The following is a 19,324-nucleotide window of genomic DNA, read 5'->3' on the forward strand; positions in this document are numbered from 1 at the left end:
TTTTAAGTTTCTCTCTATAAAATCAAAGAATATAATCTACAATATTTACATTTGATTTTCCATGAGAGGAATTATTTGATTGCGCGTGATTGCAATCCTTCTTCTTCCAAGAAGAGGCGGAATGGTACGAGCTCTTCAGCTTCGTATTTTTCCTTGAAGGCTTTGATTGCTTCTTCTGAGTGAAGTTTTGGATCCAATTCAAGTACTTCTACTGGAAGTGGACGGTGTTGCGTGATGCGAGCATCGATGACAACTGTCTTACCTTCTTTGTTCAATTTAACAGCTTCTGCAACGACTGCATCGATGTCTTCGATACGGTTTACTGTAAATCCTACAGCACCTTGAGCTTCAGCGATTTTCGCGTAGTCAGCATTTGTGAAGTCTACACCAAACAAGTGTTTGTTTGTGTCTTCGTATTTGTTCTTAATGAAGGCATATTCATCATTTGAGAAGACAACGTTGATTACTGGAAGGTTGTATTGAACGTTAGTGATCATGTCTGGGTAGCACATGTTGAATGCACCATCACCCATGATGTTCCATACTTGGCGATCTGGATTGTCTTTCTTAGCGGCGATACCACCAGGAAGGGCAATACCCATTGTCGCAAAGAGTGGAGATGTACGCCACATGTTCTTAGGTGTCATGTGAAGGTGACGAGTTGATGTTTGAGTAGAGTTACCTACGTCGATTGAGTAGATTGCATCTTCATCAGCATATTTGTTGATAGCGTTGTAAACTTGGTACAATTGCAATGGACCTTCAGTTTTACCTTCAAGCTTGTTCATGTAATCGCGCCAGTTTTGGTTATTCTTAACGTTTGCACGCCACCATGGAGTAGATTCAACTGGATTCACTTTGTCAAGGATAGCTTTGGCTGCTTGACCAGCATCACCAAGGATAGACGCGTCAAGGGCATGACGTTTACCAAGTTTGTAAGGGTCGATATCCACTTGGATGAATTTTTCAGTGTTTTTGAATGCTTCGTAAACTTCAGCAAATGGGAAGTTTGAACCAAGGAAAAGAACTGTGTCTGCTTCAAAGACCACTTCGTTGGCTGGTTTCCAACCAACACGGTAAGCAGAACCTGTCAAACCTTCGTAGTTCCATTCGAACGCTTCAAAGTTTTTACCAGTCGTAATGATTGGTGCTTTAATTTTACGAGACAATTCAGTGATCACATCACCAGCACCAACACCACCGAAACCAGCGTAGATAACTGGGCGTTCAGCATTGTTCAAAATTTCAACAGCTTTGTCAATTTCAGTTTCGTTCAAAGCAGGAGCGATGAATGAACGCTCGTAAGAACCTGATCCGTAGTATGAGTTTTCGTCAATTTCTTGGAAACCGAAGTTTACTGGAATTTCAACGACAGCTGGACCTTTTTTAGAAACGGCAGCACGGCAAGCTTCGTCAATCACTTTTGGCAATTGCTCTGCATAAGCTACACGTTTGTTGTAAACAGCGATACCGTTGTACATTGGATTTTGGTTCAATTCTTGGAAGGCATCCATGTTCAATTCGTTAACTGGACGTGAGCCAAGGATAGCAAGGAATGGAGTGTTATCCATAGCTGCATCGTAAACACCGTTGATCAAGTGAGTTGCACCAGGTCCACCTGAACCAACTGCAACACCGATAGATCCGCCAAATTTAGCTTGCATAACCGCTGCAAGAGCACCTGTTTCTTCGTGGCGAACTTGCAAGAAACGGATATCTTTGTCTTCAGCCAAAGCGTCCATAAGTGAGCTGAGTGTTCCTGATGGGATACCGTAGATAGTGTCTACGCCCCATGTTTTCAATACGTTGAGCATTGCTGCTGATGCAGTAATTTTCCCTTGAGTCATAATGATAACTCTCCTTCAAAATAATTTCATATATTTACAAAAAACGCTTTTATATAGTAATTGAAAACGATTCTGTAAATTTACAATCCTAATTTATCACATTTGATTTTAGATTTCTAAGTATATGCTCAGAATACTCCATTCTCTATTACAGTACAGTTTGAAAGCGGTTTGAAAATCTGTTTTAGAATAGCAAAAAAAGCGGTTAAGACCGCCTTTTTAATCGACTTTAGTAAAATTAAGCATGAGAGAGCTGATTAGAACAGAGACTGAACTAAAGGCCATGGCCAATCCTGCAAGTTCTGGATTGAGCACTAAACCAAGTCCTGAAAAAACTCCTGCTGCAATCGGAATACCAATGAGGTTATAGATAGAAGCCCAGAAAAGATTGAGTAGAATACGATTAAAGGTCTTCTTACTCATATCAAAAGCACGTGCCAATCCTAGTAAATTGTTGGTTGTAAGGACAAGATCTGCTGATTCGATAGCAATATCTGTACCAGAGCCCATGGCAATTCCGACATCGGCTACACTGAGGGCCGGTGCATCATTGATCCCATCTCCAACAAAGGCCAATTTGCCATTCTTTTGAAGCTTGTGAATTTCATGTGCCTTTTCCTCTGGCAAGACATTTGCGATCACTTCTTCGATTCCAATTTGCTCTGCAATCGCATGCGCTACTCCAGCATTATCTCCGGTAAGCATGACCGTTCTAAGACCACGTTTTTTCAATTTAGCAATAGCTTCTCGAGCATTTTCCTTAGGGACATCCTGCAAGGCAATTAAGCCTTTTAACTGACCATCTACGGATAGGAAGACAACTGTTTTTGCTTCCTTCTCAAGCAAATCAAATCGTTCTTGATAATCATGTGGAATAGCAAGGTCAGCTAAAAGTTTAGCATTACCAAGCAAGACTTTTTTCCCATTAATAGTCCCAGTCACACCTTTCCCATGCAAGGCTTGGAAGTTTTCCACTGGGTAAAGGCTAATTCCTAGTTCAGATGCACGATTAACAATAGCTTGAGCTAGCGGGTGTTGAGATACATCTTCCAATGAAGCAGCCAAACTTAGCACTTCTCTTTCATCACCAATAACATCTGTCACTACTGGCTTCCCTTCGGTCAAGGTTCCTGTCTTATCAAAAACAATGGTTTGGACTTTTTGGATTTCCTGTAGAACTGTACCATTTTTGAGAAGAATCCCCATCTTGGCACTTCGTCCTGTTCCAACCATGAGTGCTGTCGGTGTCGCGAGTCCTAGTGCACAAGGACAGGCAATAATCAAAACAGCAACTCCGTAGAGAAGTGAAGTCACAAAGCTATCTCCAAGTAGAACAAACCAGACCCAAAAAGTAAGAAGTCCTAAAATGACAACTGCTGGTACAAAAATCCCAGAAATCTTGTCTGTCAAATCTTGAATAGGAGCACGACTCGTTTGCGCTTTTTTCACAAAGTCCACAATCTGAGCCAGCATAGTCTCAGAACCCACTTTTTCAGCTCTAAAGATGATCGTACCACTATTATTGATAGTTGACCCAATAACAGCATCTCCAACTGATTTATCGACTGGAATACTTTCCCCAGTCACCATTGATTCATCAATACTCGTTTCACCTTCTAACACAGTCCCATCAACGGCAATTTTTTCACCTGGTCGAACGCGAATGAGATCCCCAACTTTGACCTGTTCTAGAGGTATTTGAACATAAACATCATCACGCAAAACCTCTGCTGTTTTTGCTTGTAGGTCTAATAATTTTTCGACTGCCTGCGAAGTATTTTTTCGCATTTTTTCCTCAAAAACTGCTCCCAAAAGAATGAAGAAGAGGATAAATGCAGCACTTTCAAAGTAAACGGGCAGACCAGTGAAGAGGGCAACTAAGCTATAGAAATAGGCCACTAGGGTTCCCAGAGCAACCAAGGTATCCATATTGGAATTGTGCTTTTTAAAACTAGCCCAGGCGCTTCTGATATATGGAACTCCAGCTACCAGCATAATGGGTGTTGTGGCTAAAAAGGTGCCCCAACGCATAACTTGGTGACTAATTCCTCCTGTAGACATCCCAATCATGAGAACCACAAGAGGCACAGTAAAGATACTAGTAATCCAAAAACGTTGTAAAAGACTGAGAGACTTTTTAGTTTTTTCAACAACGGTGTAGGTTCCCTTTTGCATCTTCATACCACATGAAAATTCATGTTCACCTAACTCTTGAGGAGTAAAGCGAATGACTTTTTCTTCGTCTTGAGCGATTGGTTCTAGAATCCCTTCTTCTTCGAAGAGAATTTCTTTATAACAGTTTGATGGTGTCACACGGTGAAAGGTAATCTCAGCAGGAATTCCTTTTTGTAGTTGAATATGGGCTGGATGATAGCCTTTTTCTGCTGTGATACGGATTTTTTGAACACCATTTTCAAGACTTGCTTTCACAATTTCGGTCATATTCCTCTCCTATTCTACAATCATCTTACCGTGCATCATATTCATTCCACAAGAGAAACCATATTCTCCTGCTTCTTCAGGAGTGATTTCAACCACATATTGGTCTCCCATAGGTAGGTCTGCATGCACGCCAAAGTCTGGAAATACGATTTGATCCAAGCAAGGTGAAGGATCTTTTCGATCAAAAATAATGCGAACTGGTAGCGATTTTTTGAGGATAATAGTTCCTGGAGTATAGCCTCCCATGACTTCCACTCGAATTTCTTGATAGCCATTCTTTTGTTGAGCTCTCTTTCCGTCTTCTTGAGGTTTTTTGAAAAACCAAAAGAGGATAAAAGCGATCATTCCTAGAACAATAATAGATACAAATAGATTTAACATAGCGTCTCCTTTACATACAATTACATCTTACTTCTGTTACAGCACTGGCTTTTTTCTTTGCAATCACTTCTTTCAAGCCTTCCAAGTCAGCTAGGGTAAAGTCACATTCTTCAATCAAATCAGCTAGTAACTGCTTTATTCTACGAGAACAAAGCTTGTCTTTGATATCTTGGACAAGTAACTTCCTACTATCTTCTTGAGTCAAAAGCGCTGAATAGATAAAGGACTTGCCCTGCTTTTCCCGAGTCAAACAATTTTTTTCTACCAAGCGGGCTAAGAGTGTTTGGATAGTGGACTTGGACCAGCTGAACCTTTTCTCTAATACTTTTATCAGATCCGTACTAGTCTGCTCTCCCTGCATCCAGATAATCTTCATGACCTGCCATTCTGCATCTGAAATCTGCATTCTTATCTCCTCCAAAATTTACATTTGTCAATTATAAACATAAGTATACTCTTAAAATCTACATTTGTCAATATTAAGTTTCCAATCTGATAATAATTTAAAATGTATCAAAATTTTTTTCTTATATGCTCGTTAAGTTCACTTTTTAAACTCTCTTTCATGTATACAAAGACATAACTTAAAAACCTCCACTTGGAGTGGAGGTTTGTTTTACTACTAATACAATTTTAAATCATGTGAATCAGCTGGGAAACTTGGATCATATGGATTGTGACGAAGCTTGAATCGTTTCACATCTTCAATTGTCTGTGTTCCAGATAACTGCATAACTGTCTTCAATTCATCATTCAAATGTTCAAAGACTTGACGTACACCAACACTACCACCAAGGGCTAAACCATAAATAACAGGTCGTCCAATGGCTACTAAGTCAGCTCCAGAAGCCAAGGCTTTAAAGACATGCTGACCACGACGAATACCAGAGTCAAAAACGATTGGCACACGTTTATTTACTGCTTCAGCCACTTCTTGAAGCGAGTCAAAAGCAGCCGGTCCACCATCAATCTGTCGACCACCGTGGTTGGTTACCCAAATACCTGAAGCCCCTGCATCCAGTGAGCGTTCAACATCTTCTCGGCATTGTGGACCTTTGACATAAACGGGAAGTCCTGAGTATTCTGCGATAAACTCTACATCTCGTGGAGATAGGCGTTGTTTAGCTGATTTATAGACATAGTCCATTGACTTACCAGCACCTTGAGGTAGGTATTCTTCTACGATAGGCATGCCAACTGGGAACACAAAACCGTTTCGTTTATCTACCTCACGGTTACCTCCTACTGTCGCATCGGCAGTTAAGACAATAGCCTTATAGCCTTCTGCCTTGACGCGATCCATGATGTGACGGTTAATACCATCATCTTTACTAAAGTAGAATTGGAACCAATGAGGTGTTCCTTGAAGGGCTTGAGAAATTTCAGGTAGGTCAACTGTTGAGTAGGAACTAGTTGTATAGAGTGAACCGAACTCGTGTACTCCACGCGCAGTCGCAACTTCTCCTTGCTCGTTAGCTAGTCTATGGGCTGCAACAGGTGCCATAATGATTGGTGAAGATAGTTTTTCACCATCAAATTCAATCTCTGTGCTTGGATTTTCCACATCACATAAGGTCCGAGGAACAATGAGTTTGTGGTTAAAAGCTCGGATATTCTCTCTCAAAGTAAAAGTGTCCTCTGCACCACTTGCAATATACCCAAAAGAAGCTTTGGGAATAACTTGTTGGGCCATAGGCTCCAAATCATAGGTATTTATAAAATCTACAGGTCCTTCTGCATTGCTTGTTTTATATGACATCAATAGTCCTCCTTAAACGTAAACGTTTACTTTTGTTTACTAGAATAGTTTAAACCTTTTTCATGATGTTTTCAAAAAATTTGTCTGTACTTTTCATCATAAAGGTAAACAGATTAAGAACTAGAAGTTAAAGATGATACAGATTCACTCCGCCTATCCTACTCTAAACAGAGACTATGGTTATAAACCTTCCATTAGACAAAAAGCTCAGGGAGTTCTATGAATACCTGAGTGTCTTTCTATTTATACATTTTGCCAATTTTCTTGGTCTTCTTTAAAACGTTTTAGGAGGTCAAGTCCTTCTGGTGTGATATAGCCTTCTTCTTGAGCTAGGTGAATCAGTTCGCTGTAGTTTGAAAGTGTTACTAGTTTGACACCAGCATCTGCAAAGTTCTTATCTGCTTTTGGCAATTGATAGCTGAAGATAGCCACAACACCAAGAACATCTGCTCCCTCACGTTTGGCAGCAACTACGGCTTCTAAAACTGATCCCCCAGTTGAAATCAAATCTTCAACAACGACCATCTTTTGGCCTTGGGCTACACGGCCTTCGATTTGGTTTCCAGCCCCATGGTCTTTTGGTTTGCTACGGATGTAAGCAAATGGCAGGTTCATCTTGTCAGCTATAATGGCACCATGTGGGATACCCGCAGTCGCTGTTCCTGCAATCACTTCTACCTCTGGGAATTCTGACTTGATGGCTTCTACAAAACCATTCTCAATCAAGGTACGAGTCTCTGGATAAGCAAGCGTCACTCGGTTATCTGTATAAATCGGCGACTTGATACCAGATGCCCAAGTGAAGGGCTCTTCTGGTTTAAGGTAAACGGCTTGAATTTTCAATAGATGGCTAGCAATGTCTTTAGCAAGTGTCATGGGATTCTCCTTTTGTTTTTATAATCTAATTCTTTAATTTTAGTCTTGGTTCCATTCATCCTTGATAGCATGATAAGCTGCTACTGGATCAGTGGCTTGAGTGATTGGGCGACCGACAACGATGTAGTCACTACCAATATGATAAGCATCTGCAGGTGTCATCACTCGTTTTTGATCTCCAACTGCAGCCCCTGCTGGTCGAATACCTGGTGTCAGGCAAATAAATTCTGGACTGGTAGCTTCTTTGATGAGTTTTACTTCTTGAGCTGAACAAACCACACCATCTAATCCCGCTTCAGCAGTTTTCTTGGCATAGTGAATAACCGATTCTTGAAGACTGGTTTGGATATTTTGAAAGTCTCTCATTTGTTCTTCAGAAGTTGAAGTCAGCTGGGTAACAGCAATCAATTTGGCTTCTTTCCCAAGACCTTCACGCGCAGCCTTCATCATCTCTACACCACCTGCGGCATGAACATTAGTCATGTCAACACCCAGATGAGACAAAACCTTCATGGCTGACTTAACCGTATTGGGAATATCATGAAGTTTGAGATCCAGAAAGACACTGTGACCTAAGTCTTTCAAATAAGAAACAATCTCCGGACCTGTGGCGTAATAGAGCTCCATACCTACCTTTAGATAGAGGCTCTCTTCTGCTGGAAATTGTTCTAAAAACTTCTTGACTGCGTCAAAGCTTGGAAAATCAAGAGCAATAACCGGACGAGATTCGCGCATACTTTTCTCCTTTTACCTTTGTCAGCGAGAGAGCATGAAAAAAGGAACCTGCCTACAGCAAGGTTCCACGAAAAATGGGTAGAATTCACCCTTTCACCGTCTAACCTTAGCTGCCTCTCTGGACTGCTTTAAAGGTTTTTTACTATTCTATTATTTAAAGCAATACTTGTCAAGTAAAAACAAGTAACTGAACGAATCATCTGAAACTTAGTGACTCTGTGTTGTTTGAGTCGTCTGTGTTGTTTGATCTTGATTTCCTTGCTCAGCTTGTTTTTTCTTTTCTTCTTCCTGCTTCTTCTTTTCCTCTTCTTTGGCTTTGATTCTTTCGTCATCCAGAGCCTTATCCACTAGACTATAGCTATAGATACCGACCTCCATGTCAATACCACTAGGTACTGTCAACTGTGGTTTTATCTTACTATAGTAGGGTAATTTCTTCCCTAGTTCTGATAATGGCACCAAAATCTCGTCTGTATCATACATGGTAATCTTTAGAAGGTCACTTGTTACCTTACTTGGTGCAAGTTCAATCTTCTCAATCTCTTGCTTAATTTCTGGACTAACTTCATTTAGCTGAGAAATCAATGTTTTTATCTGTTCCTCATCGTTAAATAAAACAGATATGTATTTCTCAGGTAAGTTGTCAGAACTAACGGCAGTTGATTCAATACTTCCGCTAGATAAGATTGGATAATAGTTATCTCCTGAAACTGAATAAGCTACAATTTCAAATTCCTTTACTTCAATAGTGAAATGAACTGGGAATTGATAAACTATCTTAGCCGATTCAATCCAGTGATTCGATTTGACCATTTCCGCATGCTTATCTTTATTTAAGAGCAAGCTAAGCGTATAGTCACTGTCACGAATGCCAGATGCTTCTCTAACTTGGTCTGCACTTGTCTGAACAGTACCCGTAACCTCAATATGTTTCATTGTAGCTAGAGGGCTTAGAAGATAAATAGACAAGAATAAGATTAGAAAACTAGGGACGAGGATCGTAACTGCTCGCCAGATATGTATAGAAGGAATAGCCGGTTTTGGATGTTTATTCTTGGTTTTTACCTTTTTCTCTTTCTTAACCTTTTCGTCAGCTTTTTCTTTCTCTACTTGATCCTGACTCTTAGAGTCTTCTTGAGGAGTTTCCTCTGAATCTTTCTCTTCATTTGAAGTCTCATCGCTAGTATCCGAATCCTTCTCTTCAGATTTTTCGGATTCTTGGTCCACTTCTTCAGAACTCGTAGATTTTTCTTCCTTTTTTTTACTCAAATACTCGTGGTGTTGTTTTTGCCATTCTGACACTTCTTGAGTATTATCAGATGACTCTGATACTTGTTCTTCTTTTTCACGAGCTTCTTCTTCGGCACGTTTCGCCTCTTCTTCAGCTTTTTTTTGAAGATATTCTTGATTTCGTTTTTGCCACTCTGACAATTCCTTGCCTTGAGTGTCCTGATTCTTTTTATCCTTTGACATCAATTTTCCTTATGATAAATCTTTTTTTAGTAGCTCATAAAAATCTGCCACAGATTCTAATTCCTGAGAATTCTTCATTGTATTTTGATAGTTCTCTTTGTTGGTCAAGAGTTGATTTACTTTTTCTTCCAAAGTAGACAAGGTCAAGTCATTTTCTTGCAACTCTTCAGCATAGCCCTTTTTCACGAAATAGGCAGCATTTTCAATCTGGTCTCCACGACTAGCTTCACGACCCAGTGGTACAATGATGTGCAATTTAGCCATAGCAAGGAGTTCAAAAATAGTATTGGCACCACCACGAGTGATGACCACATCAGCCAGATTCATGAGTGGTTGATAGAGTTCCGTCGCATAGTCAACACGGTAGAGGTTTGAACTTAGTTCATTTAAACTAGCATCTCCTGTCAGGTTAATGATATTATAGCGACTAGTCAGCTCTTCCTTGTGGTCTGTGACTAATTGGTTAAAGACACGCGCACCAGCAGAACCTCCGACGAAAAGAAGAGTTGGTAACTTGTCGTTGAAAGAAGTTCGGATATCCACCATTTCTTCAGGTTCTTCCATAACTGGACCAGAAACCTTGGTCACAGCTCCTACATGTTCTACCTTAGTGAGACTAGACGCTTGCTCGAAAGTAGAGTACATCTTAGTCGCAAACTTATAGGCAATTTTATTGGCCAATCCCATAGAGAGATCAGACTCGTGGATGAAGACTGGTACTCTGCATACTCGCGCTGCGATAACAGGCGGAACAGATACAAATCCACCCTTAGAAAAGAGGGCTTGTGGACGAACTCGAAGCATGATAAAGAGCGATTGAAGAATTCCAAAAGCAACCTTAAAGACATCAATCATATTTTGCCATGAGAAATATCGACGTAATTTCCCCGTTGCAATCGAATGGAAGGTGACATCTAAACCTGACTTGAGGATTTCATGATGCTCAATCCCATTTTTATCACCAATATAGTGGACTTCCCAGCCATCTTCGATGAACTTAGGCATTAACAAAAGGTTGAGGGTAACGTGTCCAACCGTTCCCCCACCTGTAAATACTATTTTTTTCATATTATCCCTTTAACTCCGCTACAGTGTCGATGAAAAGATCTCCACGTACTTCAAAGTTAGCATACATATCCCAGCTTGCATTAGCAGGACTGAGGAGAACCACATCTCCTTCTTCTGCAAGTTCATAAGCCTTGCGAGTTGCATCTGCAATATCAGTTGCGTCGACATAAGCCACACCAGCCTTATCCGCTGCACGTTTGACACGTTCTGCAGATTGACCTAGAATGACCATTTTCTTAAGTCCAGTGATATCTGGCACCAATTCGTCAAACTCGTTACCACGGTCCAAACCACCAGCTATCAAGATAACCTTGCTATTGTCAAATCCAGACAAGGCTTTTTGAGTTGCTAAGATATTGGTTGACTTACTATCATTGTAGAATTTCACACCCTTTATTTCATCTACGAATTGGAGACGGTGTTTGACACCTCCAAAGGCTGACAAGGTTTCCTTGATGGTTTCATTATCAACACCACGAAGTTTAGCAACAGCAATGGTGGCAAGAGCATTTTCCACATTGTGGCTACCTGGAACACCGATCTCATCAGCTGCCATGACTTTTTCACCACGGAAGTAGAGAAGACCATCCTCAAGATAAGCTCCGTCAACCTTTTCAAGTGTTGAGAATGGTACTACAGTTGCATTTGTCTTTGTCGCAAGTTCTTTAGCTAATTCCTGGTTGAAGTTCAATACTAGGTAATCAACTGCTGTCATATTGTTTTGGATATTCCACTTAGCTGCCGCATAGTCTTCAAAAGAACCGTGATAGTCAATATGCGTTGGCACCAGGTTGGTGATAACAGCAATTTCAGGATGAAATTCCTGGATTCCCATTAATTGGAATGAAGAAAGTTCCATGACAAGGGTATCCTTATCTGTTGCAGTTTGTGCCACTTGACTTGCAGGATAACCGATGTTCCCTGATAAAAGCCCATTTTGTCCTGCAGCAGTCAGAACTTCTCCAATCATGGTTGTCGTCGTTGTCTTACCATTTGAACCAGTAATGCCGATGATTGGAGCTTCTGAAATCAAATAGGCCAACTCAACCTCAGTCAAGACTGGAATACCTTTTTCCAGTGCTTTTTCAATCATTGGATTGCTATAAGGGATTCCTGGATTTTTTACCATCAAGGCAAAATCTTCGTCCAACAATTCCAATGGATGTCCACCTGTGACAACCTTAATCCCCTCTTCTAAAAGGCTCTGAGCTGCTGGATTTTCCTCAAAAGGTTTACCATCATTAACCGTCACAATGGCACCTAGCTTGTCCAAGAGACGTGCTGCAGACTCACCAGATTTGGCTAATCCAAGGACTAATACTTTCTTATTTTCAAATTGATCAATTCGTTTCATATCTAGAACTCCATTTCTACTCTTACTATTTTACCATTTTTATGAAAATAAAAAAGCCACAAAGGGCTTTCTTATTTGTTTTTTGTTATTTATGAAGTTGGTAATCAACTTTAACATCTGTGCCTAGGTATTTTTATACGAAGAAACATAAAAAAGCGGACAAATATTAGTCCTATCATTAAGGAACTAGCTTTGTCCGCTTTTTATTGTCGAGATTAGTCTTTTGAACCAATCTCTATGACTTAGATGTTTTTACATCATCTTATTCGTCTTCTTTTTTCTTTCCCATAGCAAACATACCAAGAAGTGCTCCTACAACACCTGCTGTTGCAAGGGTTGCATTATCTTTAGTACCTGTTTCAGGGAGGATATTTTGACGACTTGCAGGCGCTTGATAGGTCTTGTCTTGTGACATAACTAGAGCTACTTGTGATTGCTCATCTCTGTATGCTGGAGTTTCACAGGTAGTTGGGGCTGAACCATTCACACTTCCAGTAAATTCTAGAACTTGGTGTGCAGCTTTTTCTCTACCATGAATGCTACCTTTGAAGTGTGGAACATCATGAGTAACACCTTCTACTCCATTTACCTGACTAGTGTATTTTGGAACTTCGTGAACTGCTGCTTCTACTGCATTCACACCGCCAGTGTATTCTGGAACTTCATTGACTGCTGCTTCTACCGCATTCACTCCACCAGTGTATTCTGGAACTTCGTGAACTGCTGGTTCGACTACTTTCGCTCCTAAAGTATGTTCTGGTACTTCGTGAACTGCTGCTTCAACTCCATTCACGCCTCCAGTGTATTCTGGAACTTCGTATACAGCTGGTTCTTCGCCATTCACACCGCCTGTGAACTCTGGAACTTCGTGTACAGCTGGTTCTGTCTTAGCACTTTCAGCATCTGCTTTAGTCAATTGGATACGGTATTCCTTAACGTGTTTACCACTTTCTGAAACGAGACGTACCAAGACTGGGAGTTTGTCATCCCCACTATCGACAACTGTTGCCGCTACGTTTTCACTAGCTTCAACAGTTACTTTAGGACGGTTTCCACTATAGGTTACTTGATAGTCCTTGCGAGCTTCAGAGAAGTCAGCAAGCTCTCTACCATCTACTAGAAGTTTAGAAGCTGTATTGTCTTTTGGCGCTTCACTTGGGGCAATGAAGGTCATTTCAGTGATTGCAACACCCTTCTTATCAGCTTTTCTATCCATACGCCATCTCATAGCTTTGGTTTTAACAGGTTCGAAGGTGACATGGATATCGGTTCCGGCTTCAATTTCTTGATCTGCACGGTATTCAACTTTTTCCCAGTTAGAAGGTGTATTGAATGGATGTTCCGGATCGTATGGTTGATAGTTAGAATAATATTCTGGTGCATCAAAGTTTGGACCAACGTAGCGTTCTAGAACTAGTTTGGAAGGTGCGTCTGTTCCACCATCTGAGAAGAATCGAATGCTTCCTTCAGCTACTGTGCGTTCAACAATCTTACCAGCTTCCTTAAAGATAACACCTACTGAAACTTCTGGATTATCTGATGGGTTTGGAGACCAGTTAGTCCAACGACGACTTTCGTCGTCTGAGCCATCATTGACATAGTCTACACGGTCACGTGAACTTGAATCAATATCGTTGGTTGCTGAAGCAAATGAACGGTTGCTATCGTCATCAAAGTCAGGGTTGTCTGATAGATTTTCACCGAGTTTATCCGTTACACGAACAGCTACTTCAGCAGTTAAATCAGTACCCAAAACGCGACCATGAACTGTAAATTCACCTGCTTTTGTTAGATTTTCTGAAGGCACTGCTTCCCAGTCAACAGCCAAGTCTTTGACTTCATAGCCATCTTTACCTGTGAAGTAAACAGGGACTTTCGTAGGTAACTCAAGGGTTTGTCCTTTAGCAACCAAGCGAGATGATTTGGCAACAGTAACAGGTTTACTCGCGAGCAAATCTTTATCATTTGTGAAGTGTAGGCGGTATTCACCTAGGATATCACCGTTTTCAGCCTTAACGACAACTCGAACTGGATCCCCTTCACGAACGCTTGGAATTACTGTAGCAATACCATTATCTGATACACTTGCTGTTACAGTTGGTGATTGGTCTTCTTTAGCTTCTAGATAATAGTCAGTCAAGCCAGGGTTAAAGTTCGGTAAATCTTTTCCATCTACTTGAATTTGCGCTTGAACTTTCTTAGCTGCAGCTACTTGTTTAGAGAAGATTTGAATTTCTGTAATAGAAGTGCCCCATTTACCATCTGGTCTAACCATACGGATACGAACCGCATAAGTGTTGACTTTATCAAAGCTAAAGTAAGTCATTTCTCCAGCTCTCACTTGATCTGGAGCTTTAAGATTCGTTACTTGTTTCCAGTTTTTATCATCGTTAAAGACGTGGTCTTCACTAGCTACAAAGCTTGGATTCTTAGGAACTGTTGGAACATCTGTACCTACATAGTATTCGATGACATAAGACTTAGGTGCACCAACACCGTGGTCTTCGTGGAAAGCAACATTGAGGTTGTCAACCGAACGTTTAGACAGGATACCAGAATCTCCAAAGAGAATTCCGACTGATGCTTCACTTGTACGTTTCCAGTTTGTCCAGCGGTTAGCTGGTTGATCATTAAATGAGATTAGTTTGTCATTGACATTTGCTACTGAGTCACTTGGATTTGAGTCTGATGCAAAGGCAAGTGGTAACTCTGAACCTGTCCACTGGTCAGAAATGTTTGCACCAGTTTCTGTCTGAGCAGACACACGAACATGAAGTTTTGTTGGTAATTGAGTCCCTTCCACGTACCCTGTCACTGTAAAGTTGCCTTCATTTGCATATTGGCTTGGGTCAATTACGTCCCAAGTTACCTTAGCTGAAGATACTTGGCCATTTGAGTGGTAAGTACGGACGCTTTCTGGTAATTGAGGAGCTTCTGAAACTGGAGTTGTTGTAGTCACTTCTTCGACTGCAATGATACCTTCCACAGAAACTTTAGCATGAGCTTCGTCTGCAATTCCTTCAACTTTACCTAAGACATCAAAGCTATGATACTTAGCAAGGTCTTCCTTAGGAACTGCTTGCCAAGTAACCTTGTGAACCTTTGGAAATCCTTTGTCATATTCAACAGTTACGGTAGCAGGTAGACTTGCCTCTTGGTTCAAACCTGTTACTACGCTGACTGGGCGAATAGCTTGGACGACTTTATCTTCGGTATTTGCTTGGATGTTCAAGTCAATCTGACCTTCTGCTCCTTCAAATTGAGCTTTCAGAGTTACTTGACCAGGTTTGTGCAATTCAAGCATACCTTTACGAACTGCTACATCTCCTTCACCTGTAGTTGAAAAAGCCACTTTGTCAGCTTTTAAGATAGCCTGAGTACCATCTTGATAGTGTGCCGCTACCTTGATGCCAACTGTTTGGTCTTCTTTCAGAGTAGCTGCATTTTCGACCTCTAGGCTCAAACGTTCAATCTGAGGAGCCTCTTGTAAGAATTGGATAGCATAAGTTTGAAGTGGCTCACCATCATTTGGTTGAACATAAATGCTTGCACGCATACCATTTGCTTCGTTAGCTTGAATAACTGTTACTTGAGCATTTTCAGCTAAAGCTTTGACTTCAGGTAAAGCAGTTCCATAAGCAAGTTTATGGTATAGAACTGGTTGGTCAGTTGAGAGACCTTCTACTGCTTGGTCTGCTACTGTTACAGTCGGTACTACTGGACCATCAGGTTGACCTTCGGCAACTACGAATGTAGCTGTGATTTCATCATCACCTGAAATTCCTTTAACCTGAATGCGAGAACCTGGGATAGCTAGTTTAGCTTGATCTTCAGCTGCAACTTCCCACTTATCAACGTCATAGCTTCCTACAGTACCATCTGACAAAACATAGGTAACAGATGGATCAACCGTACTTAGATCTGTAGTTGGTGCAATTCTCTTAACTACAGGCAATTCTGTTTGAAGAGCCAAGACTTCAACACGCGCTTCGACGTCACGGCCGTCTGCCACACCTTTAACAGTAAAAATACCAGGTTGGTTGACATCAACTGCTGACCATTCTACTGGAAGTTTTGCACGACTGCCATCACTGTAGATAAATCCTACTTTTGAAGGCATTTTCGCAGCTTGACCGATTACTGTACGAACTTTAGGAACCTCTGTACCTAAAACAGTCTTTTCCTCTTGGTCTTTCTTACCTGTGAAAATGGTTATTTGACCAGATTTCAAGAAATCAGAGTGAGCAGTCAAGGTGAATTTACCTGCTTGCTCAGTTGATTTAACAATCACAACACCCTTACCATTAAAAGCTTTGCGAATCCAAGAGCCATCTGCTTGTTCTTTGTAACGTTCACGGCTGGCTTGTTCCCCATTGTCCACCCCAACAATCTGACCTTGACCATGTAACTGGAAGCGAACAAGGTTATTGGCTGTAGGAACTACGTTACCTTTACTGTCAACAATTTCGTAATAGATATAAGTAAGGTCTTTTCCATCAGCTGCGATAGCATTTTCTTCCTTGACCAAACGAACTCCTGCAGGTTCTCCAGCAGTCACAATCTTATCATGAGCAACAATATTCCCAGCTTCGTCACGAGCTACTGCTTCCAAAGTACCAGCTTCAAAAGCAACCTTCCATTCAAGGTAAAGTTCATTAGCGTTGGCACCTTCTTGGTAAGTGCGTCCATCGCTTGTTTGTTTTTTAGTAAATGTCTTCTTGCCTAGAGTTTCACCATTCAAATATAGTTCTACACTTGTAGCGTTAGAATAGGCACGGACTGGAATGTTACCATCTGCATCCGCTACATTCGCTTTTAGAGTAGGATTTTCCCAGTTCCAGTGAGGAAGCAAGTGAACCATTGGTTTCTTCTCAGCAGAAACCCATTGGCTTTGGTACAAGTAGTAATCATTCTTTGGAATACCAGCTGTATCTACGATACCAAAGTAAGAACTCTTAACTGGAGTTTGGTTTTGGTTATGCCATGGAGTAGGTTCACCGATATAGTCCGTACCTGTCCAGATGAACTGACCTGCATAGCCTGCATTGTCACGGTCAAAAGTCCAAGATGCAGTAGCTGTTTTACCCCAACCAACACGGTCATTACCGTAGTCTGATTGTTCGTAATTACGGTAAGCTTGATTGCTATGTACCAATTCACGTTCTGGGCGGAAATAACTTCCACGTGTACGAGTAGCTGAAGACGTTTCAGATCCGTAAATCAACCAATTTGGATGTTTTGCACGAAGTTTCTTGTAGTTGTCTTCTGAATAGTTAAATCCAACCGCGTCAAGTTCATTGGCAATCTTTTCATGGTCACCACTACCATCACCAAAGCGGAACTTGTCTGCTCCCATAGTGACATAGCGTGTCTTATCAACAGCCTTAATAACTTGAACCAAGCGTTTAACAGTTGCTAAAGAACGAGCTTTCCCGTCTGCTTCACCGATTTCATTACCGATTGACCACATAACGATAGCAGGGTTATTTTTGCCTCTTTCGACCATGGTACGAAGGTCAAAATCAGACCACTTTTCGCCCTTCTTAGCATCTGGGTGAGTGGCGTCTTTGTCAAAGAAACGTCCGTAGTCATATTGTTTCTTACCACCATACCAAGTGTCAAAGGCTTCTTCTTGGACCAACAAACCTAGTTCTGCAGCAATCTGCAAAGTTTGCTCACTAGCTGGGTTGTGGGTTGTACGGATAGAGTTCACACCCATATCCTTCATCTGTTTCAGGCGACGGTATTCTGCCTTATAGTTTTCTTCAGCCCCTAGAGCTCCGTGGTCGTGGTGAAGAGAAACTCCATGGAATTTAATGCGTTCACCATTCAAAGAGAAGCCTTCATTTGGTGTCCAGTTATAATAACGGTAACCAAACAAGTCCTTCTTAGCATCGACCAATTGACCATCACGATAAACACGAGTCACTAATTCATAAAGGGCTGGTTTATCATTAAGAACTGTCCAGAGTTTTGGTTTTTCAACTTGTAAAATAGCATTTAAGCTTGTTGATTGATGTGCTTTCAAGACTTGGCTATCTGTACGAACCAAGTCTGTTACAGCTTGACCGTTACGTTCAATAATTTGGTATTCAGCAAGAATTTCATGATCTTTGTCATCTGTGTTGACAATCTTACTTGTTACATGAGTATCAACCTTGCCATTCTGTTGTTTCTCAAGGTCTGGTGTTAAGATGGTTGTTCCATTCTTTTCAGCATGGACCTTATCTGTAACTTGAAGGTTAACATCACGGTAAATACCACTTCCTGAATACCAACGACTACTTGGTTGTTTATTAATGGCATGGACTGCGACGACATTTTCGCGACCGTCTTTATTGAGATAGTCAGTAATGTCATATGAGAATTGGTTATAACCATTTGGATAGTGACCAACTAGCTGGCCATTGACATAGACCTGAGAATCCATATAAACCCCATCAAAGGTGATACGAACATTCTTATTGAGGTCTTCTTCATCGAGTTTAAAGGTCTTGCGATACCAAGCATCACCACCATTAAGTTGTCCACCCTCATTTTGGGCAGGAGAATCATGGTCGAAGTCATTGTAAATACTCCAGTCATGAGGAAGGTCTAATTTCTTCCAGCTTGATACATCGGCATCTGGTTTGATAGCGTCTTTTGCATTGGCATTGAGTTTAAAATGCCAGTTTTGGTTAAATTCTACTTTTCTATCCTCAATCAACTGTTTTACCTCATCATTAGTTGCAGGTTTGAGCTCTGGTTTTTCTGTTTGAGCAGATTGATCCTGAGTCACAGCTGGAGCTTGCTTCTCTACATCAGAATTTTCTTTATTCTCAGAAGTAACCTCATTAGTTGGAGCCTCCTCTTTTTTCTCTCCTTCATGATTGGTTTCTACTGCTTCACTGGTAACAGTTTCTGTTGTTACAGGTTGTTCAGAAGCTTTTGATTCTACAGCATCTTCCTTAGTGGTTTCCTTATCTATATTTTCTGCAACAACAGCAACTGGTGTTTCATCTGCAGATACAGTACTTTCACCAGCTAGATTGGTTCCAAATAAAATAGCGCATGTTCCGATAAGCACTGAGCATGTCCCGACCGTAAATTTACGGATGCTATAGACTCTTTTTCGATTCCAATGATCTTTTCCCATAGGCTTCTCCTTATTAAGGAACCGCTTCTATTTTTTGTGAAAACGTTATACTTTTTTTGTTTTTATTATTTCTATTTTATTAAATAACATAAGATACTTCAATAGAATCCCTATAAAAATCATACTTTTGATTTATTTTTCTATAATTTGTAGAAAAGCTTAAATTTTAAAATGTGCATTTAGAAAAATACGTCAAAACAGCTGTTTCACTTATAGAAACAGCTGTTACTGAAAAACTATTCTGAATTTACCTT

General features: G+C 40.8%; 11 protein-coding genes and 1 pseudogene. All 12 read right to left on the reverse strand.

Translation table 11 applies throughout. The annotated features are described in order from the left end of the window. Positions 1 to 71 precede the first annotated feature (71 nt). Positions 72 to 1,847, reverse strand: a complete 1,776-nt coding sequence (gene spxB, locus ACTO1Y_RS03975) for a pyruvate oxidase (RefSeq protein ID WP_441348428.1) — start codon at positions 1,845 to 1,847, stop codon at positions 72 to 74. A 219-nt stretch (positions 1,848 to 2,066) separates the two neighbouring features. Beyond that, a complete protein-coding gene (locus ACTO1Y_RS03980; RefSeq protein WP_441348429.1) occupies positions 2,067 to 4,289 on the reverse strand; it encodes a heavy metal translocating P-type ATPase in 2,223 nt (740 codons plus the stop codon). Between the two features lie 9 nt (positions 4,290 to 4,298). Then, the gene (locus ACTO1Y_RS03985; protein ID WP_441348430.1) at positions 4,299 to 4,670 is read right to left on the reverse strand and encodes a cupredoxin domain-containing protein; all 372 of its coding nucleotides are present in this window, start codon (positions 4,668 to 4,670) and stop codon (positions 4,299 to 4,301) included. 10 nt (positions 4,671 to 4,680) lie between these two features. Further along, a complete protein-coding gene (locus ACTO1Y_RS03990) occupies positions 4,681 to 5,076 on the reverse strand; it encodes a CopY/TcrY family copper transport repressor (RefSeq protein ID WP_441348431.1) in 396 nt (131 codons plus the stop codon). Between the two features lie 216 nt (positions 5,077 to 5,292). After that, positions 5,293 to 6,429, reverse strand: coding sequence for an L-lactate oxidase (lctO, locus tag ACTO1Y_RS03995; RefSeq protein ID WP_441348432.1), 1,137 nt, complete (start codon positions 6,427 to 6,429; stop codon positions 5,293 to 5,295). Positions 6,430 to 6,672: 243 nt separating this feature from the next. Then, positions 6,673 to 7,305 (reverse strand): orotate phosphoribosyltransferase, encoded by a 633-nt coding sequence (gene pyrE, locus ACTO1Y_RS04000; protein ID WP_303942299.1) that lies wholly within the window; start codon positions 7,303 to 7,305, stop codon positions 6,673 to 6,675. Positions 7,306 to 7,344: 39 nt separating this feature from the next. After that, positions 7,345 to 8,040, reverse strand: coding sequence for an orotidine-5'-phosphate decarboxylase (gene pyrF, locus ACTO1Y_RS04005; RefSeq protein ID WP_303942297.1), 696 nt, complete (start codon positions 8,038 to 8,040; stop codon positions 7,345 to 7,347). 207 nt (positions 8,041 to 8,247) lie between these two features. Then, on the reverse strand, positions 8,248 to 9,513 hold the full coding sequence (locus ACTO1Y_RS04010) for a cell division protein FtsQ/DivIB (RefSeq protein WP_441348433.1): 1,266 nt from the start codon (positions 9,511 to 9,513) through the stop codon (positions 8,248 to 8,250). 9 nt (positions 9,514 to 9,522) lie between these two features. Beyond that, positions 9,523 to 10,581, reverse strand: coding sequence for a UDP-N-acetylglucosamine--N-acetylmuramyl-(pentapeptide) pyrophosphoryl-undecaprenol N-acetylglucosamine transferase (locus tag ACTO1Y_RS04015; protein WP_441348434.1), 1,059 nt, complete (start codon positions 10,579 to 10,581; stop codon positions 9,523 to 9,525). Position 10,582: 1 nt separating this feature from the next. Further along, the gene (gene murD / locus ACTO1Y_RS04020) at positions 10,583 to 11,935 is read right to left on the reverse strand and encodes a UDP-N-acetylmuramoyl-L-alanine--D-glutamate ligase (RefSeq protein ID WP_441348435.1); all 1,353 of its coding nucleotides are present in this window, start codon (positions 11,933 to 11,935) and stop codon (positions 10,583 to 10,585) included. Between the two features lie 262 nt (positions 11,936 to 12,197). Next, positions 12,198 to 12,305 carry an LPXTG cell wall anchor domain-containing protein gene (locus tag ACTO1Y_RS04025; RefSeq protein WP_441348618.1) on the reverse strand — a complete coding sequence of 36 codons (108 nt, stop codon included), beginning with the start codon at positions 12,303 to 12,305 and terminating at the stop codon, positions 12,198 to 12,200. Beyond that, positions 12,303 to 19,070, reverse strand: a pseudogene (locus tag ACTO1Y_RS04030) (SIALI-17 repeat-containing surface protein); the annotation flags it as partial. The pseudogene ACTO1Y_RS04030 and the gene ACTO1Y_RS04025, both read right to left, overlap by 3 nt. Positions 19,071 to 19,324: the final 254 nt, after the last annotated feature.

The organism is Streptococcus sp. V728 (genome assembly GCF_052077995.1).
GTDB classification, from domain to species: domain Bacteria; phylum Bacillota; class Bacilli; order Lactobacillales; family Streptococcaceae; genus Streptococcus; species Streptococcus infantis_B.